This is a genomic window from Arthrobacter sp. U41 (genome assembly GCF_007679325.1).
In the GTDB taxonomy this organism is placed as follows: domain Bacteria; phylum Actinomycetota; class Actinomycetes; order Actinomycetales; family Micrococcaceae; genus Arthrobacter.
Genome location: NZ_VEGI01000006.1, coordinates 21,670 through 41,845, shown reverse-complemented (window position 1 = coordinate 41,845; position 20,176 = coordinate 21,670). Strand labels below are relative to the sequence as shown.

At 68.7% G+C, this 20,176-nt stretch carries 17 protein-coding genes; 3 read left to right on the top strand and 14 right to left on the bottom strand.

Annotation, left to right across the window (positions count from 1 at the left end):
• Nucleotides 1-3: 3 nt before the first annotated feature.
• The 4 genes from hutI to tdh form a co-directional block, all read right to left on the bottom strand.
• Entirely contained in the window at nt 4-1,212 is a 1,209-nt protein-coding gene (hutI, locus tag FS787_RS15600) for an imidazolonepropionase (protein ID WP_144673801.1), read from the bottom strand.
• Nucleotides 1,213-1,223: 11 nt separating this feature from the next.
• Nucleotides 1,224-2,348 (bottom strand): FAD-binding oxidoreductase, encoded by a 1,125-nt coding sequence (locus FS787_RS15595; protein WP_144673799.1) that lies wholly within the window; start codon nt 2,346-2,348, stop codon nt 1,224-1,226.
• Between the two features lie 81 nt (nt 2,349-2,429).
• Nucleotides 2,430-3,638 (bottom strand): glycine C-acetyltransferase, encoded by a 1,209-nt coding sequence (locus FS787_RS15590; protein WP_144673797.1) that lies wholly within the window; start codon nt 3,636-3,638, stop codon nt 2,430-2,432.
• A 51-nt stretch (nt 3,639-3,689) separates the two neighbouring features.
• Nucleotides 3,690-4,736, bottom strand: a complete 1,047-nt coding sequence (gene tdh / locus FS787_RS15585; RefSeq protein ID WP_144673795.1) for an L-threonine 3-dehydrogenase — start codon at nt 4,734-4,736, stop codon at nt 3,690-3,692.
• Between the two features lie 145 nt (nt 4,737-4,881).
• Between tdh and FS787_RS15580 the strand changes: the two genes are divergently transcribed.
• The gene (locus FS787_RS15580) at nt 4,882-5,790 is read left to right on the top strand and encodes a LysR family transcriptional regulator (RefSeq protein WP_144673793.1); all 909 of its coding nucleotides are present in this window, start codon (nt 4,882-4,884) and stop codon (nt 5,788-5,790) included.
• Nucleotides 5,791-5,793: 3 nt separating this feature from the next.
• On the opposite strand, the gene gatB is transcribed toward FS787_RS15580, so the two are convergent.
• The 4 genes from gatB to FS787_RS15560 form a co-directional block, all read right to left on the bottom strand.
• Nucleotides 5,794-7,299: an Asp-tRNA(Asn)/Glu-tRNA(Gln) amidotransferase subunit GatB gene (gene gatB / locus FS787_RS15575; protein ID WP_144673791.1), complete on the bottom strand. Its 1,506-nt coding sequence runs from the start codon at nt 7,297-7,299 to the stop codon at nt 5,794-5,796.
• Nucleotides 7,299-8,897, bottom strand: a complete 1,599-nt coding sequence (gatA, locus tag FS787_RS15570) for an Asp-tRNA(Asn)/Glu-tRNA(Gln) amidotransferase subunit GatA (RefSeq protein ID WP_260982591.1) — start codon at nt 8,895-8,897, stop codon at nt 7,299-7,301. Before gatA ends, gatB begins: the two co-directional genes overlap by 1 nt.
• Before the next feature lie 4 nt (nt 8,898-8,901).
• Complete coding sequence (gene gatC / locus FS787_RS15565; RefSeq protein WP_056432749.1) at nt 8,902-9,198, bottom strand: Asp-tRNA(Asn)/Glu-tRNA(Gln) amidotransferase subunit GatC; 297 nt, start codon at nt 9,196-9,198, stop codon at nt 8,902-8,904.
• Nucleotides 9,199-9,484: 286 nt separating this feature from the next.
• Nucleotides 9,485-10,978 (bottom strand): CitMHS family transporter, encoded by a 1,494-nt coding sequence (locus FS787_RS15560; RefSeq protein WP_395940360.1) that lies wholly within the window; start codon nt 10,976-10,978, stop codon nt 9,485-9,487.
• A gap of 141 nt (nt 10,979-11,119) precedes the next feature.
• Between FS787_RS15560 and FS787_RS15555 the strand changes: the two genes are divergently transcribed.
• Complete coding sequence (locus FS787_RS15555; protein ID WP_260982590.1) at nt 11,120-12,898, top strand: sensor histidine kinase; 1,779 nt, start codon at nt 11,120-11,122, stop codon at nt 12,896-12,898.
• Nucleotides 12,891-13,562: a response regulator gene (locus FS787_RS15550; RefSeq protein WP_144673789.1), complete on the top strand. Its 672-nt coding sequence runs from the start codon at nt 12,891-12,893 to the stop codon at nt 13,560-13,562. Before FS787_RS15555 ends, FS787_RS15550 begins: the two co-directional genes overlap by 8 nt.
• A gap of 21 nt (nt 13,563-13,583) precedes the next feature.
• On the opposite strand, the gene FS787_RS15545 is transcribed toward FS787_RS15550, so the two are convergent.
• The 6 genes from FS787_RS15545 to FS787_RS15520 all read right to left on the bottom strand — a co-directional run bounded on the left by FS787_RS15545 (nt 13,584) and on the right by FS787_RS15520 (nt 20,166).
• Nucleotides 13,584-13,967: a RidA family protein gene (locus FS787_RS15545; RefSeq protein WP_144673787.1), complete on the bottom strand. Its 384-nt coding sequence runs from the start codon at nt 13,965-13,967 to the stop codon at nt 13,584-13,586.
• Nucleotides 13,968-14,398: 431 nt separating this feature from the next.
• Nucleotides 14,399-14,920 carry a hypothetical protein gene (locus tag FS787_RS15540; protein WP_144673785.1) on the bottom strand — a complete coding sequence of 174 codons (522 nt, stop codon included), beginning with the start codon at nt 14,918-14,920 and terminating at the stop codon, nt 14,399-14,401.
• A 128-nt stretch (nt 14,921-15,048) separates the two neighbouring features.
• Nucleotides 15,049-15,552: a GNAT family N-acetyltransferase gene (locus FS787_RS15535; RefSeq protein ID WP_144673783.1), complete on the bottom strand. Its 504-nt coding sequence runs from the start codon at nt 15,550-15,552 to the stop codon at nt 15,049-15,051.
• A 148-nt stretch (nt 15,553-15,700) separates the two neighbouring features.
• Nucleotides 15,701-16,540 carry an inositol monophosphatase family protein gene (locus FS787_RS15530; RefSeq protein ID WP_144673781.1) on the bottom strand — a complete coding sequence of 280 codons (840 nt, stop codon included), beginning with the start codon at nt 16,538-16,540 and terminating at the stop codon, nt 15,701-15,703.
• Nucleotides 16,537-18,810, bottom strand: coding sequence for an NAD-dependent DNA ligase LigA (ligA, locus tag FS787_RS15525; protein WP_144673779.1), 2,274 nt, complete (start codon nt 18,808-18,810; stop codon nt 16,537-16,539). Before ligA ends, FS787_RS15530 begins: the two co-directional genes overlap by 4 nt.
• Nucleotides 18,811-18,846: 36 nt before the next feature.
• Nucleotides 18,847-20,166 carry an LssY C-terminal domain-containing protein gene (locus FS787_RS15520; protein ID WP_144673777.1) on the bottom strand — a complete coding sequence of 440 codons (1,320 nt, stop codon included), beginning with the start codon at nt 20,164-20,166 and terminating at the stop codon, nt 18,847-18,849.
• Between the last annotated feature and the right edge of the window lie 10 nt (nt 20,167-20,176).

Here is a 20,176-nt window from a genome sequence, read left to right as displayed (position 1 = left end):
GGGTCAGCGGGCGCGGACTCCGGCGCGCCAGACGGCGTGGGTCAGCGGAATGCCCGGCCGGTAGGCCAAGTGGGTGGCGGACGGCGCGTTGAGCAGGTGCAGGTCCGCACGGTGCCCGACGGCGATCGAGCCGACGGCGCGTTCGCCGTCGACGTCGTTCCCGGACTCCCGGCCGAGGGCCAGCGCGCCGCCGTACGTCGCGGCGCGCACGGCCTCGTGGACGCTGAGGCGCATCTGGAGCACAGCGGTGGTGACACAGAAGGCCATCGAGCTGGTGTACGAGGTGCCCGGGTTGCAGTTGGAGGCCAGCGCGAGCTGCACGCCGGCGTCGAGCAGTTCCCGGCCGGGTGCCAGCGGCTGGCGGGTGGACAGATCGCAGGCCGGCAGGCACGTGGCCACTGTGCCGCGCCCGGCACCGGTTCCGCCGTCCCAGCCCGACCAGCTGGCGGCGAGGGCGTCGACGTCGGCCGCGGACAGGTAATTCACGTGGTCCACACTCGCGGCGCCGAATTCCACGGCGAGCCGCACGCCGGGGCCCTCGCCGAGCTGGTTGCCGTGCACGCGCAGGCCCAGTCCGGCGTCCCGGCAGGCCTGGAGCACGCGCCGGGACTGGTCCTCGGTGAAGGCGCCCCGCTCGCAGAAGACGTCGGCCCAGCGCACGAACGGCCGGACGGCGGCGAGCATGGGACCGCAAACCAGGTCCGTGTACTCCTCGGCGTCCATTCCGTCGGGCACCAGGTGCGCGCCGAGATAGGTGACCTCGTCCACCACGGTGGAGGCAATCCTGGCGCTGCGGGCCTCGTTGTCCACATCCAGGCCGTACCCGGTTTTGGTTTCGAGGTAAGTGGTGCCCTGCGAGACCGCTTCGGCCACCCGGCCCATGGCGAGCCGGGTCAGGTCGAAGTCGCTGGTGCTCCGGGTGGCGCCGGTGGTCACGGCGATTCCGCCGGCGCTGTAGCTCTCCCCCGCCATCCGGGCCTCAAGCTCCGCCGTCCTGTCCCCGGCGAAGATGAGGTGGGTGTGCGAATCGACCCAGCCCGGCAGCAGGGCGCGGCCGCCGGCGTCGACGGCCTCGTCGGCGGCCGGCGCGTCCGCCGCCGGCCCGAGCCAGGAGATCCGTTCGCCCTCGACGACCAGGGCTGCGTTCTTCAGGACCCGGTGCTCCGCGTCCTGGGTCATCAGCTCGGCAATGTTGGTGATGAGGGTGCTCATGAATCCATTCTTCAGCGCCGGATGGACCAGCGCGTCGCAGCCAGCGCTTCCGCTGTCCGGGATGCCGGACCGGCCGCCTGGGCCCCGCCTGGAACGGCAGCGGCGCCCTGGCCTGCGAGGATGAGGTCCGCGGCGAGTTCGGCGATGCCGGAGGACGTCTGGAAGCCGTAGCCGCCCTGGCCCGCGAGCCAGAAGAATCCGCGAGCCTCGGCGTCGAACCCCACCACCGGAACACCGTCTGCCGCTTCCGTCCGCAACCCCGTCCAGGCGGTGCGGATGCCGCGGATGCCGAGCGTGGTGAGGCTGTTGAGCCGGGCGATCAGCGCCTCGATGTCGCCCGGGTGCGGCTGCGCGTCCTCGGGGCCGCTCGGTTCGTGTTCCGACGGCGAGATGAGGACCTGGCCGCCGTCGCGCCGGAAGTAGAACGAGTCGTCGGCGGCCGCCACCATGGGGCAGCTCTCCGGGAGGGGATGCTCGACGTCCACGATCGCCGCGGTGCGCCGGTACGGCTGCAGCTGGACCTTCTCGACGCCGCTGAGCACGGCGAGTTCGTCGGCCCAGGCACCCGCGGCGTTGACCACGACGGCGGCCTGGAAGCCTTCCTGCCCGGCGCCGAGTTCCCAGCCGGAGCCGAGGCGCTGGGCCGAGTGCACCCGGGCACCGGTGATGATGTCCACGCCGCCGGCTTCGGCCCGCCGGCGGTGGTCCTCGAGCAGGAGGGGCGCGTTGCAGGCGAAGGAGCCGGTGTCCAGGCCGGCAGCGGTGAAGGAATCCGGGACCAGGGCCGGGCAGAGTTCCATCGCCTCGGCGTGGGAAATCGGCCGCATGTGGCCGCTGGCCTGTTCCCGGACGGCTGCGTCGTCACCGATCAGCATAAAACTGCGCGGTGAGAGCACGGGTTCGGGCCGGTCTGCGTCCTGGGCGGCGATCAATTCGAGGGTGCGGAGCGTGAGTTCCTGGACCGCGGGAGGGCCGTAGCTGGGGATCAATTGCCGGGCCGAACGCGCCGAGGTGTGGTACGCCAGCGTCTGCTCGGCTTCCACCAGCGCGACGCTGCATTTTCCGGCCAGGGCTGAGGCCAGGGACAGGCCGGCGATCCCGCCGCCGACAATCACGACATCGTAATTAGCTGACATGGGTCCATCCTTGCAGACGGAACGGTTGCGGCGCCGTTTGTGGCGCCGCAACCTCGATTCTTCTCAGCGCTGACGCTCCGCTTAGCCGGCGACGGCGGCGCGGCTGCGCACGAAGGCCTGCACGCAGGCCTCAACGTCTTCGGCACTGTGCGCGGCGGAGAGCTGGACGCGGATCCGCGCCGCGCCCTTGGGGACCACCGGATAGCTGAACGCCGTCACGAAGACGCCGTGGTGCAGCATGGCGTCGGCCACCTTGGCGGCCATGACGGCGTCGCCGAACATGACCGGGACAATGGCGTGCTCGCCCGGGAGCAGCTCGAAGCCTTCCTCGGACATGCGGCTCCGGAAGAGCCCGGCGTTGGCGAAGAGCTTGCTGCGCAGTTCTCCGGAGTTCTCCACGAGGTCCAGGGCCTTGAGCGTGGCGGCAACGATGGCCGGGGCCAGCGAGTTGGAGAACAGGTACGGGCGGGCCTTCTGGCGGAGCATGGCCACGACTTCGCGGCGGCCGGAAACATAGCCGCCGGACGCGCCGCCGAGGGCCTTGCCAAAGGTGCCGGTGTAGATGTCCACGCGGTCCGAGACGCCGGCGTGCTCCGGGGTGCCCGCGCCCGTGGCGCCCATAAAACCGACGGCGTGGGAATCGTCCACCATGACCATGGCGTCATACTTTTCCGCGAGGTCGCAGATCGCTTCCAGCGGGGCGAGGAAGCCGTCCATCGAGAAGACGCCGTCCGTGACGATGATCTTGCGGCGGGCCGGGTTCTCCTGTGTGGTGGCTTCGATCAGCTTGGATTCGAGGTCCGCCATGTCCTGGTTGGCGTAGCGGAAGCGCTGGGCTTTGCAGAGCCGGATGCCGTCGATGATCGAGGCGTGGTTGAGCGCGTCGGAGATGACGGCGTCCTCCGGGCCGAAGAGCGATTCGAACACGCCGCCGTTGGCGTCGAAGCAGCTGGAGAACAGGATAGTGTCCTCGGTGCCAAGGAACTTGGAGACGCGTTCCTCGAGGGCCAGGTGCAGGTCCTGGGTGCCGCAGATGAAGCGCACGCTGGCCATGCCGAAGCCGCGGTCGTCCATCGCAGCCTTGGCGGCGGCGATGATCTCCGGGTGGTCCGCGAGGCCAAGGTAGTTGTTGGCGCAGAAGTTCAGCACGTCCGCGCTGGACTCGCCGATCTGGCCGGCCTTGATGTGGTTGGCCTGGGGCGAGTCGATGTGCCGCTCGGTCTTGAACAGGCCGGCGCTGCGGATCTCGTCCAGTTCGTGCTGCAGCTGGTCCTTGATGGCTGAATACATTTCGGTGGGCTCCTCAGCGGGTGTGGGGTCGGTGGTCCGGAACGGTGGAGGTTAGAAGCAGGTCCAGTCGAGGACCACTTTGCCGCCCACGCCGGCGCGGGCGATCTCGAAGCCCTTCTCCCAGTCGGTGGCAGGAAGGGTGTCCGTCACGACGGCGGAGATGTTGGCGTGCAGGACCGGGTTGGAGGACAGCATGGCGCTCATGGCGTACCAGGTCTCGAACATTTCGCGGCCGTAGATGCCCTTCATGGTCAGCATGTGCGTGACCACCTTGCCCCAGTCGATGTTGATGGACTGGCTGGGCAGTCCCAGCATCGCGATCCGGCCGCCGTGGTTCATGTTGTCGATCATCTCAGGCAGGGCCGTGGGGTGTCCCGACATTTCCATGCCGATGTCGAAGCCTTCGCGCATGCCCAGTGCGCGCTGGGCGTCCTTGACCCGCATCTGCGAGACGTCGATCGCCAGGTCGACGCCGAGCTTGCGGGCCAGTTCCAGCCGCGGGGCGGAGACGTCGGTGATGGCGATCTTGCGGGCTCCGGCGTGGCGGGCGACGGCGATTGCCATCAGGCCGATGGGGCCGGCGCCGGTGATCAGCACGTCCTCGCCGACGAGGGGGAAGCTGAGCGCGGTGTGGACGGCGTTGCCGAAGGGGTCGAAGATGGCACCGAGTTCCGGCGTCACGGACTGGTCGGTGTGGACCCAGACGTTGGTCTCGGGGATCACGACGAATTCGGCGAAGGCGCCGTCGCGCTGGACGCCGACGCTGACGGTGTTGATGCACATCTGCCGGCGGCCGGCGCGGCAGTTGCGGCAGATGCCGCAGACGATGTGGCCCTCGCCGGAGACGCGGTCACCCACCTTGACGTCCCGGACGTCCTCGCCGATCTCCACCACCTCGCCGTAGAACTCGTGGCCGGCGATCAGGGGGGCATTGATAATGCCCTGCGCCCAGGCATCCCAGGACTGGATGTGCAGGTCGGTGCCGCAGATGCCGGTGGTCATCACCCGGATCTTGACGTCGCCGGCGCCGGTTTCAGGCTCCGGACGGTCGACGAGTTCGAATCCTGCATGGGCGCCGGCCTTGTAGAGAGCCTTCATGGGCCTTCCTAACTTCAGGGTGCACCCGCCCGCTGGACAGGTGGTGTGGGTCAACTCACCCCATTAGAGCCGCTGCAAAGCGTTAGCACAACCGAATTTTTCTCAATCGACGATTTAGCTTTTCCTTGCGCATAGACTGGTCGGCATGGAAATCCACCAGCTCGAAATGCTCCGCGAACTCGGGGCCCTGGGCAGTGTGAAGGCGGTCGCCGAAACCCTGTTGGTCACACCTTCGGCGGTGTCGCAGCAGCTGGCCGCGCTGCAGAAATCGGTGGAGGTCCCGTTGACCCGCAAGGACGGCCGCAACCTGGTCCTCACCGAAGCCGGGCAGGTGCTCGCGGACGCCGGGGCCGCCGTCGTGAGCGCCATGGCGGACGCCCGGACGGCCATCGGCGCGTATCACGGCTCTCCCGTGGCGCCGGTAACGCTGAGCGGCTTCCACAGCGCGGGCCAGGCGCTGTTCGCGCCGCTCGCGCGACTGCTGGCGGCGCCCGGGCAGCCGCGGATCCTGCTCTCCGACGAAGATGTGGCACAGCAGGACTTCCCGGCGCTGACTGCCCGGTACGACCTGGTGCTGGCGCACCGGATGGACCACAGCCCGCGCTGGCCCCAGGAGCGCGTTGCGGTGATCCCGCTCGCGCACGAACCGCTGGACGTCGCGCTGCCGGCCGGGCACCGGCTGGCGGGCCAGCGGGCGGTGACGGCGGACGACGTCGTCGGGGAACCCTGGGTGACCAGCCGCACCGGTTACTCCCCCGCGGACGTGCTCTCCGCCGTCGCGGCCGTGTCCAGCCGGGAACTGAACATCGTGCACCGGATCAACGACTACTCCACCGTGGCCGCGCTGGTGGCCACCGGGAACGTGATCGGGCTGCTGCCCCGGTACACGGCGCGGCCGGTGCTGAACCCGGACATTGTGCTGCGGCCACTCGAAGGCATCAGCACCCGGCGCCGGATCGACGTTCTGGCCCGGCCGGAGAACCTTAAACGCACATCGGTCATGATGGTCTGCGAAGCACTGCAGACCATCATGACCGATTTGGTGGGCGGCTAGAACCTAGCCTTCGACGCCGAGGCGTTCCAGGATCAGCTCGCGCACACGGCCGGCGTCGGCCTGTCCGCGGGTGGCCTTCATGACGCCGCCGACGATCGCGCCGATGGCCTGGATCTTGCCGCCGCGGATCTTGTCCGCGACGCCGGGCTGCGCGGCGAGGGCAGCGTCGATGGCTTCGAGCAGGGGCCCGTCGTCGGAAACCACGGCCAGGCCGCGCTTCTCCACGATTTCCGCCGGGGTGCCTTCGCCGGCGAGCACTCCGTCGAGGACCTCGGTGGCCATCTTGTTGTTGATCTTGCCGTCTTCGACCATCTTGTTCAGTTCCACGATGGTGGCCGGTGCGACGCCCAGCTGGCCGGGATCGACGTCGGCGTTCTTGGCACGCCCCACGATCTCGCCCATCCACCATTTGCGGGCCACCGTGGCGGTGGCGCCGGCGGCGATGGTTTCCTCGATCTCGTCCATGACGCCGGCATTGACGACGTCGCGGAACTCCAGGTCGGAGTAGCCCCAGTCGGCCTGCAGGCGCTTGCGGCGGGCGGCCGGAGGCTCGGGCAGCGTGGCCCGGAGTTCCTCGACCCACTCGCGGGAGGCGACGATCGGCACCAGGTCCGGTTCCGGGAAGTAGCGGTAGTCATCGGCGTCGGACTTGGGCCGGCCCGACGTCGTGGACCGGGTGTCCTCGTGCCAGTGGCGGGTTTCCTGGACCACCGGCTCACCGGATTCCAGAACGGCGGCGTGCCGCCGGATCTCGTAGTGGACGGCGTGTTCGACGGCGCGCAGCGAGTTGACGTTCTTCGTCTCGGAGCGGATGCCGAAGCGTTCGCGGCCGTGCGGGCGGAGCGAGACGTTGGCGTCGCAGCGGACGTTGCCGCGTTCCATCCTGGCGTCCGAGACGCCGAGGTTCTTGACGATCTCGCGGACCGCGGCCACGTACGCCTTGGCGAGCTCGGGCGCGCGGCTGCCGGCGCCCTCGATCGGCTTGGTGACGATCTCCACCAGCGGCACGCCGGAACGGTTGTAGTCCACCAGCGAGTAGTCCGCGCCCTGGATGCGGCCGGCGGCGCCGCCCATGTGGGTGAGCTTGCCGGCGTCCTCCTCCATGTGGGCGCGTTCGATCTCGACGCGGAACACGGTGCCGTCGGAGAGCTCGATGTCCAGGTACCCGTCGTACGCGATGGGCTCGTCGTACTGCGAGGTCTGGAAGTTCTTCGGGGTGTCCGGGTAGAAGTAGTTCTTCCGGGCGAAGCGGCAGGTCTCGGCGATCTTGCAGTTGAGCGCCAGGCCGATCTTGATCGAGGACTCGATCGCGGTGCGGTTCACCACCGGCAGCACGCCGGGCATGCCGAGGTCCACCTCGTTGACGTTGGTGTTGGGCTCGTCGCCGAAGACGTTCGGCGCGGAGGAGAACATCTTGGTCTTGGTGTTGAGCTCCACGTGGACCTCGAAGCCCAGGACGGGATCGTACTTCTCCATCGCCTCTTCGAAGCTGAGGGTTGCGTCAGACATTAGTGGGAACCTCCGTGGCTCAGGGCGGCGCCAGCCGAAGAAGAATCAGCCGAAGAAGAATCGTTAAGTGAGGGGGCCGCGGTCAGGGACGGAGCCTTATCCAGCAGCGGGCCGCCCCACTGCGCCTCGAGCAGGGATTCCAGCACGGCGCCGACGCGGTACAGCCGGGCGTCCTGGCGGGCCGGGGCCAGCAGCTGTACGCCCACCGGCAGTCCGTCCTCGTCAGCCAGGCCGCCGGGCAGGGAGAGCCCCGGGACGCCGGCCATGTTGGCGGGGATGGTGGCGACGTCGTTGAGGTACATGGCCAGCGGGTCGTTGAGCTTCTCGCCGAGCTTGAACGCCGTGGTGGGCGCGGTCGGGGAAATCAGCACATCGGCCTTGGCGAACGCGGCGTCGAAGTCGCGCTGGATCAGGGTGCGGACCTTCTGGGCCGAACCGTAGTAGGCGTCGTAGTAGCCGGCGCTCAGGGCGTAGGTGCCCAGGATGATGCGGCGCTTGACTTCGTCGCCGAACCCGGCGGCGCGGGTGGCGCCCATGACGCGTTCAATCGTCATCGGGCCGTCTTCGGGCAGGACCCGCAGGCCGAACCGGACGCCGTCGAACTTGGCCAGGTTGGAGGATGCCTCGGAGGGCATGATCAGGTAGTAGGCGCCCAGGGCGTACTTGAAGTTGGGGCAGGAGACCTCGACGATTTCCGCGCCGGCTTCCTTGAGCAGCTCGAGGGACTCGTTGAAGCGGTTCTCGACGCCGGCCTGGTAGCCCTCGCCGTGGAGTTCCTTGATGATGCCGATCTTCATGCCGCGCACGTTGCCGATCGACGCGGCAGCGACGAGGTCCTCCAGCGGGTCCGGCAGCGACGTGGAGTCATGCGGATCGTGCCCGCCGATGACCTGGTGCAGCAGCGCGGAGTCCAGCACGGTGCGGGAGACCGGGCCGATCTGGTCCAGCGAGGAGGCCATGGCGATCGCGCCGTAGCGGGACACGCCGCCGTAGGTGGGCTTCACGCCGACGGTGCCGGTGACGGCGCCGGGCTGGCGGATCGAGCCGCCGGTGTCGGTGCCGAGGGCCAGCGGAGCTTCGAAAGCGGCGACGGCGGCAGCGGACCCGCCGCCGGAGCCGCCGGGGATGCGGTCCAGGTCCCAGGGGTTGTGGGTGGGGCCGTAGGCGGAGTGCTCGGTGGAGGAGCCCATCGCGAATTCGTCGAGGTTGGTCTTGCCCAGGATCGGCATCTTGGCGGCGCGGAGGCGCTGGACCACGGTGGCGTCGTAAGGGCTGTGCCAGCCTTCGAGGATCTTGGAGCCGGCCGTGGTGGGCTGGCCGACGGTGACGATCAGGTCCTTGACGGCGATCGGCACACCGGCGAGGGCATGCAGTTCTTCGGCAGCGGCGCCGCCGGCGGCACGGATCGCGTCCACCTCGGCGGCGACGGCAAGCGCCTCTTCGGTGTTGACGTGCAGGAAGGCGTTGACCTTGCCGTCGACGGCGGCGATGCGGTCCAGGTGCGCCTGGGTGACCTCGACGGCGGTGACTTCGCGGGCGGCCAGCTTGCCGGCGAGCGCGGCGGCGGAGGAGCGGATCAGTTCGTTGTTCTCAGTCATGTTCTTAGCCCTCATCCAGGATTGCCGGGACCTTGAAGCGGCCTTCGTACGCATCAGGGGCGCCGGAGAGTGCCTGTTCGGCCGTGAAAGTGTGGCCCACAACGTCCTCGCGGAAGACATTCGTCAGCGGAATCGGGTGGGACGTGGCCGGGACGTCGTCACCGGCGGCTTCACTGACGGACTTCACTGAATCGACGATGACGGCGAGTTCGCCGGCCATCCGGTCCAGCTCTTCAGCACTCATCTCGATGTGCGCGAGACGCGCGAGATGCGCGACGTCGTCGCGGTTGATCGCAGCCATGGATCTCCCCTGCAAGTTCGGATTATTTTCCGTCCCAGTCTACGTGTCTTGGTCTGCTGTTCCGCACTCGTTAGCGGCGCCTCCCGCCTTACGGCGGCAGACCGGACGATCCTCCGCGTGCTCGCTCGTGCCTCGCTTAGACGCACGCTTCCGGATGCCCGTCCTGCCACCGATGTGCTTCTCTCGCCTTCCGCAATGCGGAATCAAACAAAACGAGACTGTCGGGTCCGGAAAATCTCCGGACCCGACAGTCTCGTTGTTTGTTCTTGTGGTGCTCGTTGGTTGGTTAGCCGATTCCGATGGCTCCTGTGGCTACTCCTACTCCGAGCATGACCAGGGAGACGACGGCGGTGCGCCAGAGGACCTTTTTGTGGTGGTCGCCTAGGTCCACCTTGGCGAGGGAGACCAGGAGGAGGATGGCCGGGACCAGGGGGCTCTGCAGGTGGAAGGGCTGGCCGGTGATGGACGCCCGGGCCATGTCCGCCGCGCTGATGCCGTAGTGGCCGGCGGTCTCGCTGAGGACGGGCAGCACACCGAAGTAGAAGGCGTCGTTGCTCATGAAGAACGTCATCGGGATGCTCAGCACGCCGGTGATGACGGCCATGAACGGGCCCATGTCGGACGGAATGATTGCTACGAGCCACTGGGACATGGCCTCGACCATGCCGGTGCCGTTCAGGACGCCGGTGAGCACCGCGGCGGCCATGACCATGCTGACAACGGCGACGATCGACGGTGCGTGGGCGATCAGCTGGGCGCCCTGGTCCTTGACCTTGGGGAAGTTCACCAGCAGCGCGATGGCGGAGCCCACCATAAAGACGAAGGGCAGCGGCACGAGGTCGGCCACGAGCAGGGCCATGATGGCCACGGTCAGGCCCAGGTTGAACCACAGCAGCTTGGGCCGCAGGGTGGGACGGTTGGGATCCAGGGCGGTGTCCGCCATGGCGGTATCGCGCTCGTCGACGAGGTCCTCGGTGCGCTCCAGCACGGCGACTGAGGAACCTCCGGCTGCGGGGCGTCCGACGGCGGGGACTCCGCCGGCCGGTGCAGAGCCCTTGCTGCCGAAACCGAAGCGGCCGGTGCCGCTGCCGCCGTCGGGCGTCCCGCCGTCGATCATGTCGGCGGAGGTCCAGATCTCCGGAGCGGTGGCGCGGAGGCGGTTGCGCTCCTGCAGGCCCAGCAGCCAGGCAAAAACGAATACAACAACCAGGCCGGCGATCAGCGAGGGGATCATGGGGACGAAGACGTCGGAGACGCTGAGGTTGAGCGCGGAGGCGGCGCGGGCAGTGGGGCCGCCCCAGGGCAGGATGTTCATGGTGCCGTTGGCCAGGCCGGCGACGCAGGTCAGGACCACGGGGCTCATCTTCAGGCGGAGGTAGACCGGGAGCATGGCCGCGGTGGTGAGGATGAAGGTGGTGGAGCCGTCACCGTCGAGCGAGACTGCCGCGGCGAGGATGGCCGTGCCGAGGACCACCTTGGCGGGGTCGTTGCCGAGCTTGCGCAGGATGAACCGGACAAGCGGGTCGAAGAGGCCGACGTCGATCATCAGGCCGAAGTAGATGATGGCGAACATCAGCAGCGCCGCCGTGGACGTCATGGACTTCATCGACTCGAGCACCATGTCGCCGATGCCCAGCCCGGCGCCGGCAAAAAGTCCGAAAACGGTGGGGACGATGATGAGCGCCAGCACGGGCGTCAGCTTCTTGGTCATGATCAGCACCATGAATACCGCGATCATGGCGAATCCTAGTAATACCAGCACGGCCGGCTCCTTCTTCATTGAATCGCACCACCCCGGTGTGATGCGTACTACAGACGTTAGAGTGGCGTCCGTCACGGCTGGGCCTTTGCCTCATTTGATTGGCATACTGCTTGTTGGACGCATTTTGCGCATTGTGCTCACACCTGAAGGAGGACCGCCGTGCCCCGCGTAGCCCGCCTGACCGGCCGTACTCCGCTGCGTTTTTCCACCCAGACCCTGCTGCTCCAGCTGGGGGTCGTGGCGCTGGTGGTGCTCCTGACCAGCGCCGTCCACGTCTGGCTCACCTACGAGCGGCTGGGCCGCGAGGCGGAGAACCAGGCCCTGACGCTGGCCCGGACCGTGGCATCGGACCCCGAGGTACGGGCGGAAGTGCAGCAGATCAGCGCATTGCCCGGCACTCCCCCGGCCGCCGAGCTGCTGGCCGGGCCGCTAATGGCCGCTGCCGAGGGCGCCCGCACCCGCACCGGCGCACTGTTCGTGGTCATCACCGACGAGACCGGCCTGCGCCTGGCCCACCCCGAAGCCGAGCGGCTCGGCGAACGCGTTAGCACGGACCCGTCCGAGGCCCTGGCCGGCAACGAGGTCACCACCCGGAACACCGGAACTCTCGGCCCCTCCGCCGGGGCCAAGGTTCCGGTGTTCGCCCCGGACTCGGGCACCGTCGTGGGAGAGGTCAGCGTGGGCTACTCCACCGAAACCATCGGCCAGAGCCTGGCCCGGGACGTTGTCCCGATCGCCCTGACCGCCGCAGGCGCCCTGATGGTGGGCGTTTTCGCCTCCTTCCTGCTCCGGAGCAGGTTGCAGCGGCTGACGCTGGGCCTGGAGCCGGAGGAAATCAGCACCCTGGTCCACGATCAGGTGGCGGTCCTGCAGGGTGTCGACGACGGCGTGATCGGCATCGCCGCCGACGGCAGGATCAGTGTGTTCAACGCCGCCGCCAGGCGCCTGCTGGGCCAGCCCGACCTCACCGGGACGCCGTGGGCCGGTGCCCCGGTGCCGGCTCAGCTGATCGCCCTGACCAACGCCGACGCCGCGGAGGGCGACGCGGTGGAGCTTGTGGCCGGCGGCCGCGTGCTGGTGGCGAGCGCCCGCAAGGCCCTGCACGGCCGCGAGGACCTGGGCTGGGTGGTCATGCTGCGGGACCGGACCGAACTCCAGCAGCTGACCCGCCAGCTCGACGCCGTAGGGACCATGTCCAGCGCACTCCGGGCCCAGCGGCACGAGTTCGCCAACCAGCTCCACACCATCGCGGGGTTCATGAGCATCGGCGAGCACCAGCAGGCCCGCGACTACCTGGCCCGGCTGGCAGCCACCGGGCCGCTGAAGTTCCCGGTGGACCAGGCCGAGCTGCTCCAGGACCCGTACCTCCAGGCGTTCCTCGGCGCCAAGGGGGTGGAAGCGGACGAACGCGGCGTGGCCCTGAGGCTCGGCCCGGAAACCCTGGTCCGCGGCCAGGTCACCGAGCCGCAGGAGGTCACTACGGTCCTGGGCAACCTGATAGACAACGCCGTGAACGCCGCCGTCGGGGGCTCGGCGCCGGACCGCTGGGTCGAGGTGGAGGTCCTCGACGGTCCCGGCACCGGGGCCGACGGCGGGACCCTCCATATCGTCGTCGGGGATTCCGGTGACGGACTGCCGGCCGCAGCGGCGGGCGGCGACGCCGAAGCGGTGTTCACGGAGGGATTCACCACCTCGGAACGCCCGGTCCGGACGGGGGCAGGCCACGGCCTGGGCCTGGCGCTGGCCCGGCAGCTGGCGCGCCGCCGCGGCGGGGACGTACGGGTCCTGGACCCGGGCTCCCCCGGCGGCCCCGGCGCGGTGTTCATGGCGACTTTGCCGGAGACCACGGCGCCGTATGCGGCAGTGCCCCACGAGGCAGCGCCCGATAAGACGAAGCCCACTGAAACGAAGCCCAACGAAAGGGACAACGATGCCTGAGGACTTCCGGGTGTTGATTGTGGATGATGATTTCCACGTCGCGAAGCTGCATGCGGCCTATGTGGACTCGGTGGCCGGGTTTCTGGCGCTGCCTCCGGCCGGCTCGGCGTCGCAGGCACTGCAGGCCATCCACAGCCTGCGCCCGGACCTGGTGCTGCTGGATGTCTACCTGCCGGACGCGTCGGGCCTGGACCTGCTGCACCAGCTGGACGTGGACACCATGATCCTCAGCGCAGCCTCGGATACGGCCTCGCTCCGGCTCGCGTTCCGCCGCGGTGCGCTGGGGTATCTGCTGAAACCGTTCACTGCCGAGTCCCTCTCCCAGTTGCTGCGTTCGTATGCGCGCTACCGGCGAATCCTGGCCCAGCCGGGGAACGTCACCCAGGAGACGGTGGAGCGGGCCAAGCGCGCGCTGATCCCCGGGGACGTTATTGCATCGGCCAAGCCCCGGTCCGCCACCGAGGCCGCGGTGCTGGAGTCGCTGGAACCCGGCGAGCAGTATTCGGCGGCCGAGGTGGCCACCCGGGTGGGCGTTTCCCGGGCCACCGCCCAGCGGTACCTGTCAGCGCTCGCCGACGACGGCGCCGTCGACATCCAGTTGCGCTACGGCACCACCGGGCGGCCGGAGCACCGCTACGGGCTGCCCCCGGCGGCGGGCGGCTGAGCCTGCTGCGGCGCAGACCGGTTAGCCGGTGCTTTTCTGGGCGACGAGTTCGATCTCGACCAGCATCTTGGGGTCCAGGAACGGCAGCACGTGGACCAGGGCCAGGGTGGGGCGGATCTCGCCGAAGACTTCACCGTGGGCGCGGCCCGCTTCCTCCCACTGGCTGATGTCCGTCAGGTACAGCTTGGACTGCACAACGTCCGCGTAACCAAAGCCGGCGTCGGCCAGGACGGTGCCGAGTTTGTCCAGGATGAACCGGGTCTGGGTGTAGAAGTCCTCGCCCACGATGCCGTCCTCGCCGCTGGCGGCGGTGGCGGAGATGTAGAGCGTGTTGTCCACCTGGACAGCCCGGGAGTAGCCGACCTTCTGTTCCCAGACGGAACCGGTGCCGAATGTTTTGCGCATGGAAGTGCCTTTCGCAGTATGGCGTGGAGTCGGCACCACTTTAGGGCGGCCGAGGCCGCTGCCCGAAAACCGGTGGAAATGTGTCGGGGTGGGCTGGGTTCTTGCATGGCTGCACCCCGCCGCCTGGGCTTTCGGCACCCCGGGGGAACATTGGCGCGGACACGCCGTCAACTAAGGCGCCGGCGTCGAACATCGCGCCCAAGTGCCCCCGGACGGAGGTAACCGGTCGCAGAATAAGACCGCCAGCCGCGCTTGGCCCCCTAGAACCCTCGGCCCCTCGGCCCCTCGCCTCTCAGCCAGCAACTCACCCGGGGCTGCCGGCACACCGGGGGCACGTCGACTCGGACACGCCGTCAACTAAGGCGCCGACGTCGAACATTGCGCCCAAGGTGCCCCCGGACGGTCACGGCACGGAATGACGGCTTAGACCCTCAGCTGCCGATGTCCCGGTTCTGCCGGAACGCGTTGCGGCGGGCGTGCTCGTGGACACGGCTGAGCGCCTCGATCTGGGACCGGGCGTCGTCGCCCAGGGCGGCGAACTTAGCCGGGTCGAGCCCCAGGTCGGGGGCCAATTCCTCGAGGGTCTGCCAGCCGCCGAGCTTTCCCAGGATCGCGGCGCGCATCAGCTCGGCTTCCAGGACCATGGTCATCGGGGAACGGCGCACGACGCGGCCGTTGAGCTTGAGGCGCCCGGCGTGCTCGGCCAGCCAGGCCGCGGCCTGCCGGTGCGGGCGCTGCCGCACGCCCAGATCCTGGATCAGGCCGAGGAGGACCTCGCGTTCCTTGGTGATTTCCGCGCTGACCCGGGCGAGCTCGGCGGACACCGGGGTGTCGGCGAAAGCCTCGGCCATGCGCTGGATCCGGGAAACGCCTGCGGTGGCGCCGGTCAGGTGGTCCGATAGGTACAGACCAAGGAGTTTGCCGTCGATTGAGCCGGGGATGTGCGGTGCCATGGATCCTCCAGAGTGAAGTGCTTTGGCCTGAGCATTGGCGTTTCGGTTGACCAAAACCCTACACGGTGACGGCGGCGTTCACAGAGTGTCGCCGCCCTGCTGTTGCCGCTGAAGGCAGGAACCGGGAGTTACAGCTCCTGGCGGTACACCAGCAGTTTGATGTCCGTGTCCGGCACCACCCAGTCCCGCTCCGGGGCCCGCTGGAAGCCGGTCTTGAGGTAGAGGCCGTGGGCGCTTTCCCAGGTCAGGCCGGTGGTGAGTGCGACGGCGTTGATCCCGGGCAGCGACCGGGCGTGGTCCAGGATGGCATGGACCATGGCCTTGCCGGCGCCGCTGCGCTGCACGTCCGGGTCCACCACGAGCATCCGGAATTCCAACTCATCGCCCTGGGCGATGTCCGCGAAGGGCTCGCCGGCCACGGCCAGGGTCACGGAGCCGACGACGCGGCCCCCGCGTTCGGCCACCCAGATGGTGGCCTTCGCGGCCCGGCGGGCCACGTCCTGGATCTGGAGCATATACGGGTGCTCGGCGCTCTCAAAGTAGCCCGCGGCCAGATAGGCGTCCCGGGTGATGCGCGCGATGGCGTCGTAGTCGGCCGGAACTGCGGGTCGGATGAGGATCTGAGGATGCACCTGTCCATGCTACGGGCGCGCACGGCCGTCCGGACCCGGAACGGCCGTTTCCGTGACTGAACTATCAGTACGGGGCTACCGCAGCAGAACGGGGCTACCGCAGCAGAACGGGGTGCCGCCAGCAGACCTACCTGCCTTGCAGGCGGACCTAAAGCGGGAACTTGCCGGAGAGTTCCAGTGTCCCGGCGCACGTCCAGGCCGCGAGGCGGTCGTCGTCGGAGGGGCCGCCGTCGAGCGGGCTGGTCAGCCGCGGACGGCGCACCCAGCAGCCGGCCTCTTCGGCGATCAGGGCACCGGCGGCGAAATCGTGTTCGTTGAGGCCCCGTTCACCGTAGGCGTCGTGGGTTCCGTCCGCGACGAGGCAGAGGTCCAGGGCGGCCGAGCCGAGGCGGCGGACGTCGGCGAAGCCATCCATGAGGCCGCCCAGTCCGGCGGCCTGTTCCGCCCGGACGGCGGGGTCGTAGCTGAAGCCCGTGGCCAGGATCTGCCCGGTACGCCCTGCGACCGGACCGTAGAGCTGAGTCCGCCGGCCGCCCTCCTCCAGCCATGCCCCTTGCCCGCGCAGGGCGTAGTACCTCCGGCCCAAGGCCGGTGCGTCAACGACGCCGGCCAGCCAGACGCCGTCGGGGTCCGCCACAGCCACGGAGGTGCCGTAGTAGACGATGTTGCGGATGAAGTTGGTGGTGCCATCCAGCGGGTCGATGGACCAGCGGTAGCCGCTGGCCGCCGCGGGCAGGACGGTGCCGCCTTCCTCGCCGGTGATGGCGTCGTCGGGCCGCGCCCCCGTGATGACGGCGCGGACCGCGGTTTCCGCGGCGAGATCGAAGGCGGTCACCCAGTCCCCCGAGTCGCCCTTGTTGCTGACGTCCAGCCGGGCGGTGTTCCGGCCGGCCAGGACCGCCGCCCCGGCCGCCGCCGCGGCCAGCGCGAGGTCCAGCAGCGCGGCCGGCAGGGTGCCGGCAGACCCGCCGGGGGCGTCGGCGCTCATTCGGTCACAACTTCCTGGTGGTCCTCTTCGGCGTCCTCCGACTCCGCGGTGGCGTTGTCCGGGTTCTCCGGGCTCGCCGAGCCGTCCGGGCTCTCCGGACCGTTGGCCAGCAGGGCGCGGAAGCCGTCCTCGTCCAGGACGGGCACACCGAGCTGTTCGGCCTTGTCCAGCTTGGTGCCCGCGTTCTCGCCGGCCACCACATAGCTGGTGTTTTTCGAGACAGAGCCGGCGGCCTTGCCGCCGCGGACCAGGATGGCTTCCTTCGCCTCGTCCCGGCTGAAGCCCTCCAGGCTGCCGGTGACCACGATCGTCAGTCCCTCCAGGGTCCGGGGCATGGATTCGTCGCGTTCGTCCTCCATCCGGACACCGTCGGCAGCCCACGTGTCCACGATTTCGCGGTGCCAGTCCTCGGCGAACCATTCGATCAGGGCCGCGGCGATCACGGGCCCGACGCCGTCGACGTGCGCCAGTTCCTCCTCGGAGGCCGCCCGGATGGCGTCCATGCTGCCGAACGCCGTCGCGAGCGCCCGGGAGGCCCGCGGGCCGACGTGCCGGATGGACAGCGCCACCAGGACGCGCCAGAGCGGCTGGGTTTTGGCTTTCTCCAGTTCGCGGAACAGTTTGTCGGTGGTGGCGGTGGGCTTGGACGGTGTCTTGGCCGTGCCCTTGCTGTAGAAGTACGGGACCAGCTCGAACTCGCCGGTGGCCACACCCTTGGACCGCTTTTCCCGCCGGATCCGGACCTCGGCCAGGTCAGCGGGGGTCAGCCGGAACAGGTTCGCCTCGGTGGTGAGCGGCGGCGTTTCCGGTTCGGTGGGCTGGGTCAGGGCGATGGCGGCTTCCCAGCCGAGGGCCTCGATATCGAAGGCGCCGCGGCCGGCCAGGTGGAACACCCGTTCGCGCAGCTGCGCCGGGCAGGAGCGGGAGTTGGGGCAGCGAATGTCCACGTCCCCTTCCTTGGCCGGCGCCAGCGGGGTGCCGCAGGCGGGGCATTCGGTGGGCATCACGAAGTCGCGGACCGGCGGGTCCTGCTGATCGCGGAGGGCCAGGACGGGTCCGACGATTTCCGGGATGACGTCCCCGGCCTTGCGGAGCACCACGATGTCGCCGATCTTGACGCCCTTGGCCTTGACGACTTCCTGGTTGTGCAGGGTGGCCATTTCCACGGTGGAGCCGGCCACCTTGACGGGTTCCATCACACCGTACGGGGTGACCCGGCCGGTGCGGCCCACGTTGACGGCGATGTCCAGGAGTTTAGTGTTGACCTCCTCGGGCGGGTATTTGTAGGCGACGGCCCACCGCGGAACCCGGGAGGTGTAGCCGAGGGCGCGCTGGGTGGCGAAGTCATCAACTTTGACCACAATGCCGTCGATCTCGTGGGTGAGGCTGTGCCGCTTGTCACCGTAGCGGGTGATGAATTCCAGCACGTCTTTGAGTCCGGGCAGGACCTCGAAGTACGGGCTGGTGGGCAGCCCCCACTCCGCGAGTCGCCTGTAGGTGTCGGACTGGCTGGCGGTGTCCAGCCCCTCGCGGGCACCGATGCCGTGCACGTACATCCGCAGCGGACGTTTGGCGGTTTCCGCCGGGTCCTTCTGGCGCAGCGAGCCGGCGGCGGCGTTGCGGGGGTTGGCCAGCGGCGCCTTGCCGGCCTCGATCAGCGCCTCGTTGAATTCGGCGAAGGCCTTGGACGGGATGAACACCTCGCCCCGGACCTCCATTTCGGCCGGGAAGCCCTCCCCGCTGAGCTGCTGCGGGATTTCCTTGATGGTGAGCACGTTGTGGGTGATGTCCTCGCCCGTGGTGCCGTCGCCGCGCGTGGCCGCCCGGATCAGCACGCCGTCGCGGTAGAGCAGGTTAACGGCGAGGCCGTCGATCTTGAGTTCGGTGAGCCAGGCTGGCGTGCCGTTGCCGAGTTTGGCGATGTTGGCTTCGGCCTTGGCGATCCACGCCTCCAGCTCCTCGAGGGAGAAGACGTCCTCCAGGCTGTACATCCGCTGCAGGTGTTCGACGGCGGCAAAGGCGGCGGACACTTCCCCGCCCACCTCCTGGGTGGGGGAATCGTTGGCCACCAGCTCCGGATGCATGGCTTCGATCGTTTCCAGCCGCCGGTAGAGTTCGTCGAACTCGGCGTCCGAAATGATCGGCGCGTCCTCCTGGTAGTACGCGAAGCGGTGCTTGCGGACCTCCTCGACAAGGACCTCGTACTCTTCGCGCACGGCCTCGGAGGGAGTGGGTGTTTCGGCTTCTGCTGCAGTGTTCGCTGTGCTCACAGACCTATCCTGCCCTAGATCGCCGACATTGTCCGGTCAGATACGTGGGCCCGGGACGTCGGCGCGGGGGGCCTTCGCCAGCGTGGCCAGGTGCCGGCCGCTCTGGCGCGCAAAGTCGCGGGACCGCTGGCTCGACAGGGCGATAATCAGAAGGATGTCCAGCGAGAGTCCCACCAGGTTGGTCGCAAAAGTGACTCCCGGGCCGCCGTTGAGGACAGCAACCCATTGGGTCACGATGGCGGCAGAACTCAGGGCCATGGCCCCCAGCCGGGACCGGTTACCGCCGCGAAGAATGAACCAGGCCAGCAAGATCTCCGTGACCCCGAAGACGGCGAGGACCACAGCGACAGGCGGTAAGAGGGCGTCGGCGTCGATCTCGGCCACCACGGCAGGACTCCCGGCAATCAGGCCGGCGGCGAGCGCGAGCGCCGCCACGCCTCGGAGGACAACGAGGACGCCGCCAAACAGTGTCGGTGCCGGCCGGCGGTGCCGGCGGTCCGTCGCCACCGGCACGACCGTTCCGGGCTGTGGCCTGAGCCTCGTGAGATCGACGACGGGCAGGTCTCCGTCCGTCGATATGCTGTCCCCGCCGCCGTTGCGGGCGTGGTATCCGGTTGAAAAGTCCCGGATCAGGCGGACCTCCACGCCGGTTACACCCTGTTGCAGGGAAGCCAGCACGTAGTCGCGTTCCGTGTCGGTATTCTCCTCGATTTTGTGCGTGATCTGCAGCGTGAACAGCGACAGCCCTACCGAACGGTCATAGGTGCCGGCGGCAAGCCAATCGACCTTGACCCCGCCGGGCAGGACCCACCCCGGCGGGCAGCGCCAAAAGCGGATGTGGTGGCGCTTCCCCGGGTTCCCGTCGACTTCCTGCTGGTACGCGAAATCCTGCTGCCGGCCGAAAAGGAACAGCGGGCTGACCGGGGCCTCGTCGTAGCTGCGCCGTGTCAGCGTCGCGGTGACGATCCGTCGGCTGCTCGCCAGATCGACGTCGTCCGCCAAAGTCCAGCCGGCCTGGTGCATGGCCGAATGGAGTTGCTCCTCCGAGCCGAGCAGCGCCACGTTGACGGGGTCTCCGAGCAGCCCGTCGCTGGTGCGGGCCCGGCCGATGAAGTAGTCGGGCAGGTAGATACGGGTCAGGATCCGGTGCAGCCGTGGCAGGACCAGATACGCCAGGGCAGCCCAGAAGATGACGGAGAACCAGAGGCGGTCCCAGTGCAGGCTCTCCTCGAAGAGGAGTGTGGCCAGCCAGATGGCGGCCATCCCGCTGAAGGCGAAAAACGCGGTGTCCACGACAGTGCCGCTGTCCTGGATACCGCCACGGGTCTCGGCTACCCGATTCGTCGCGTCGGCCATACACAGACAT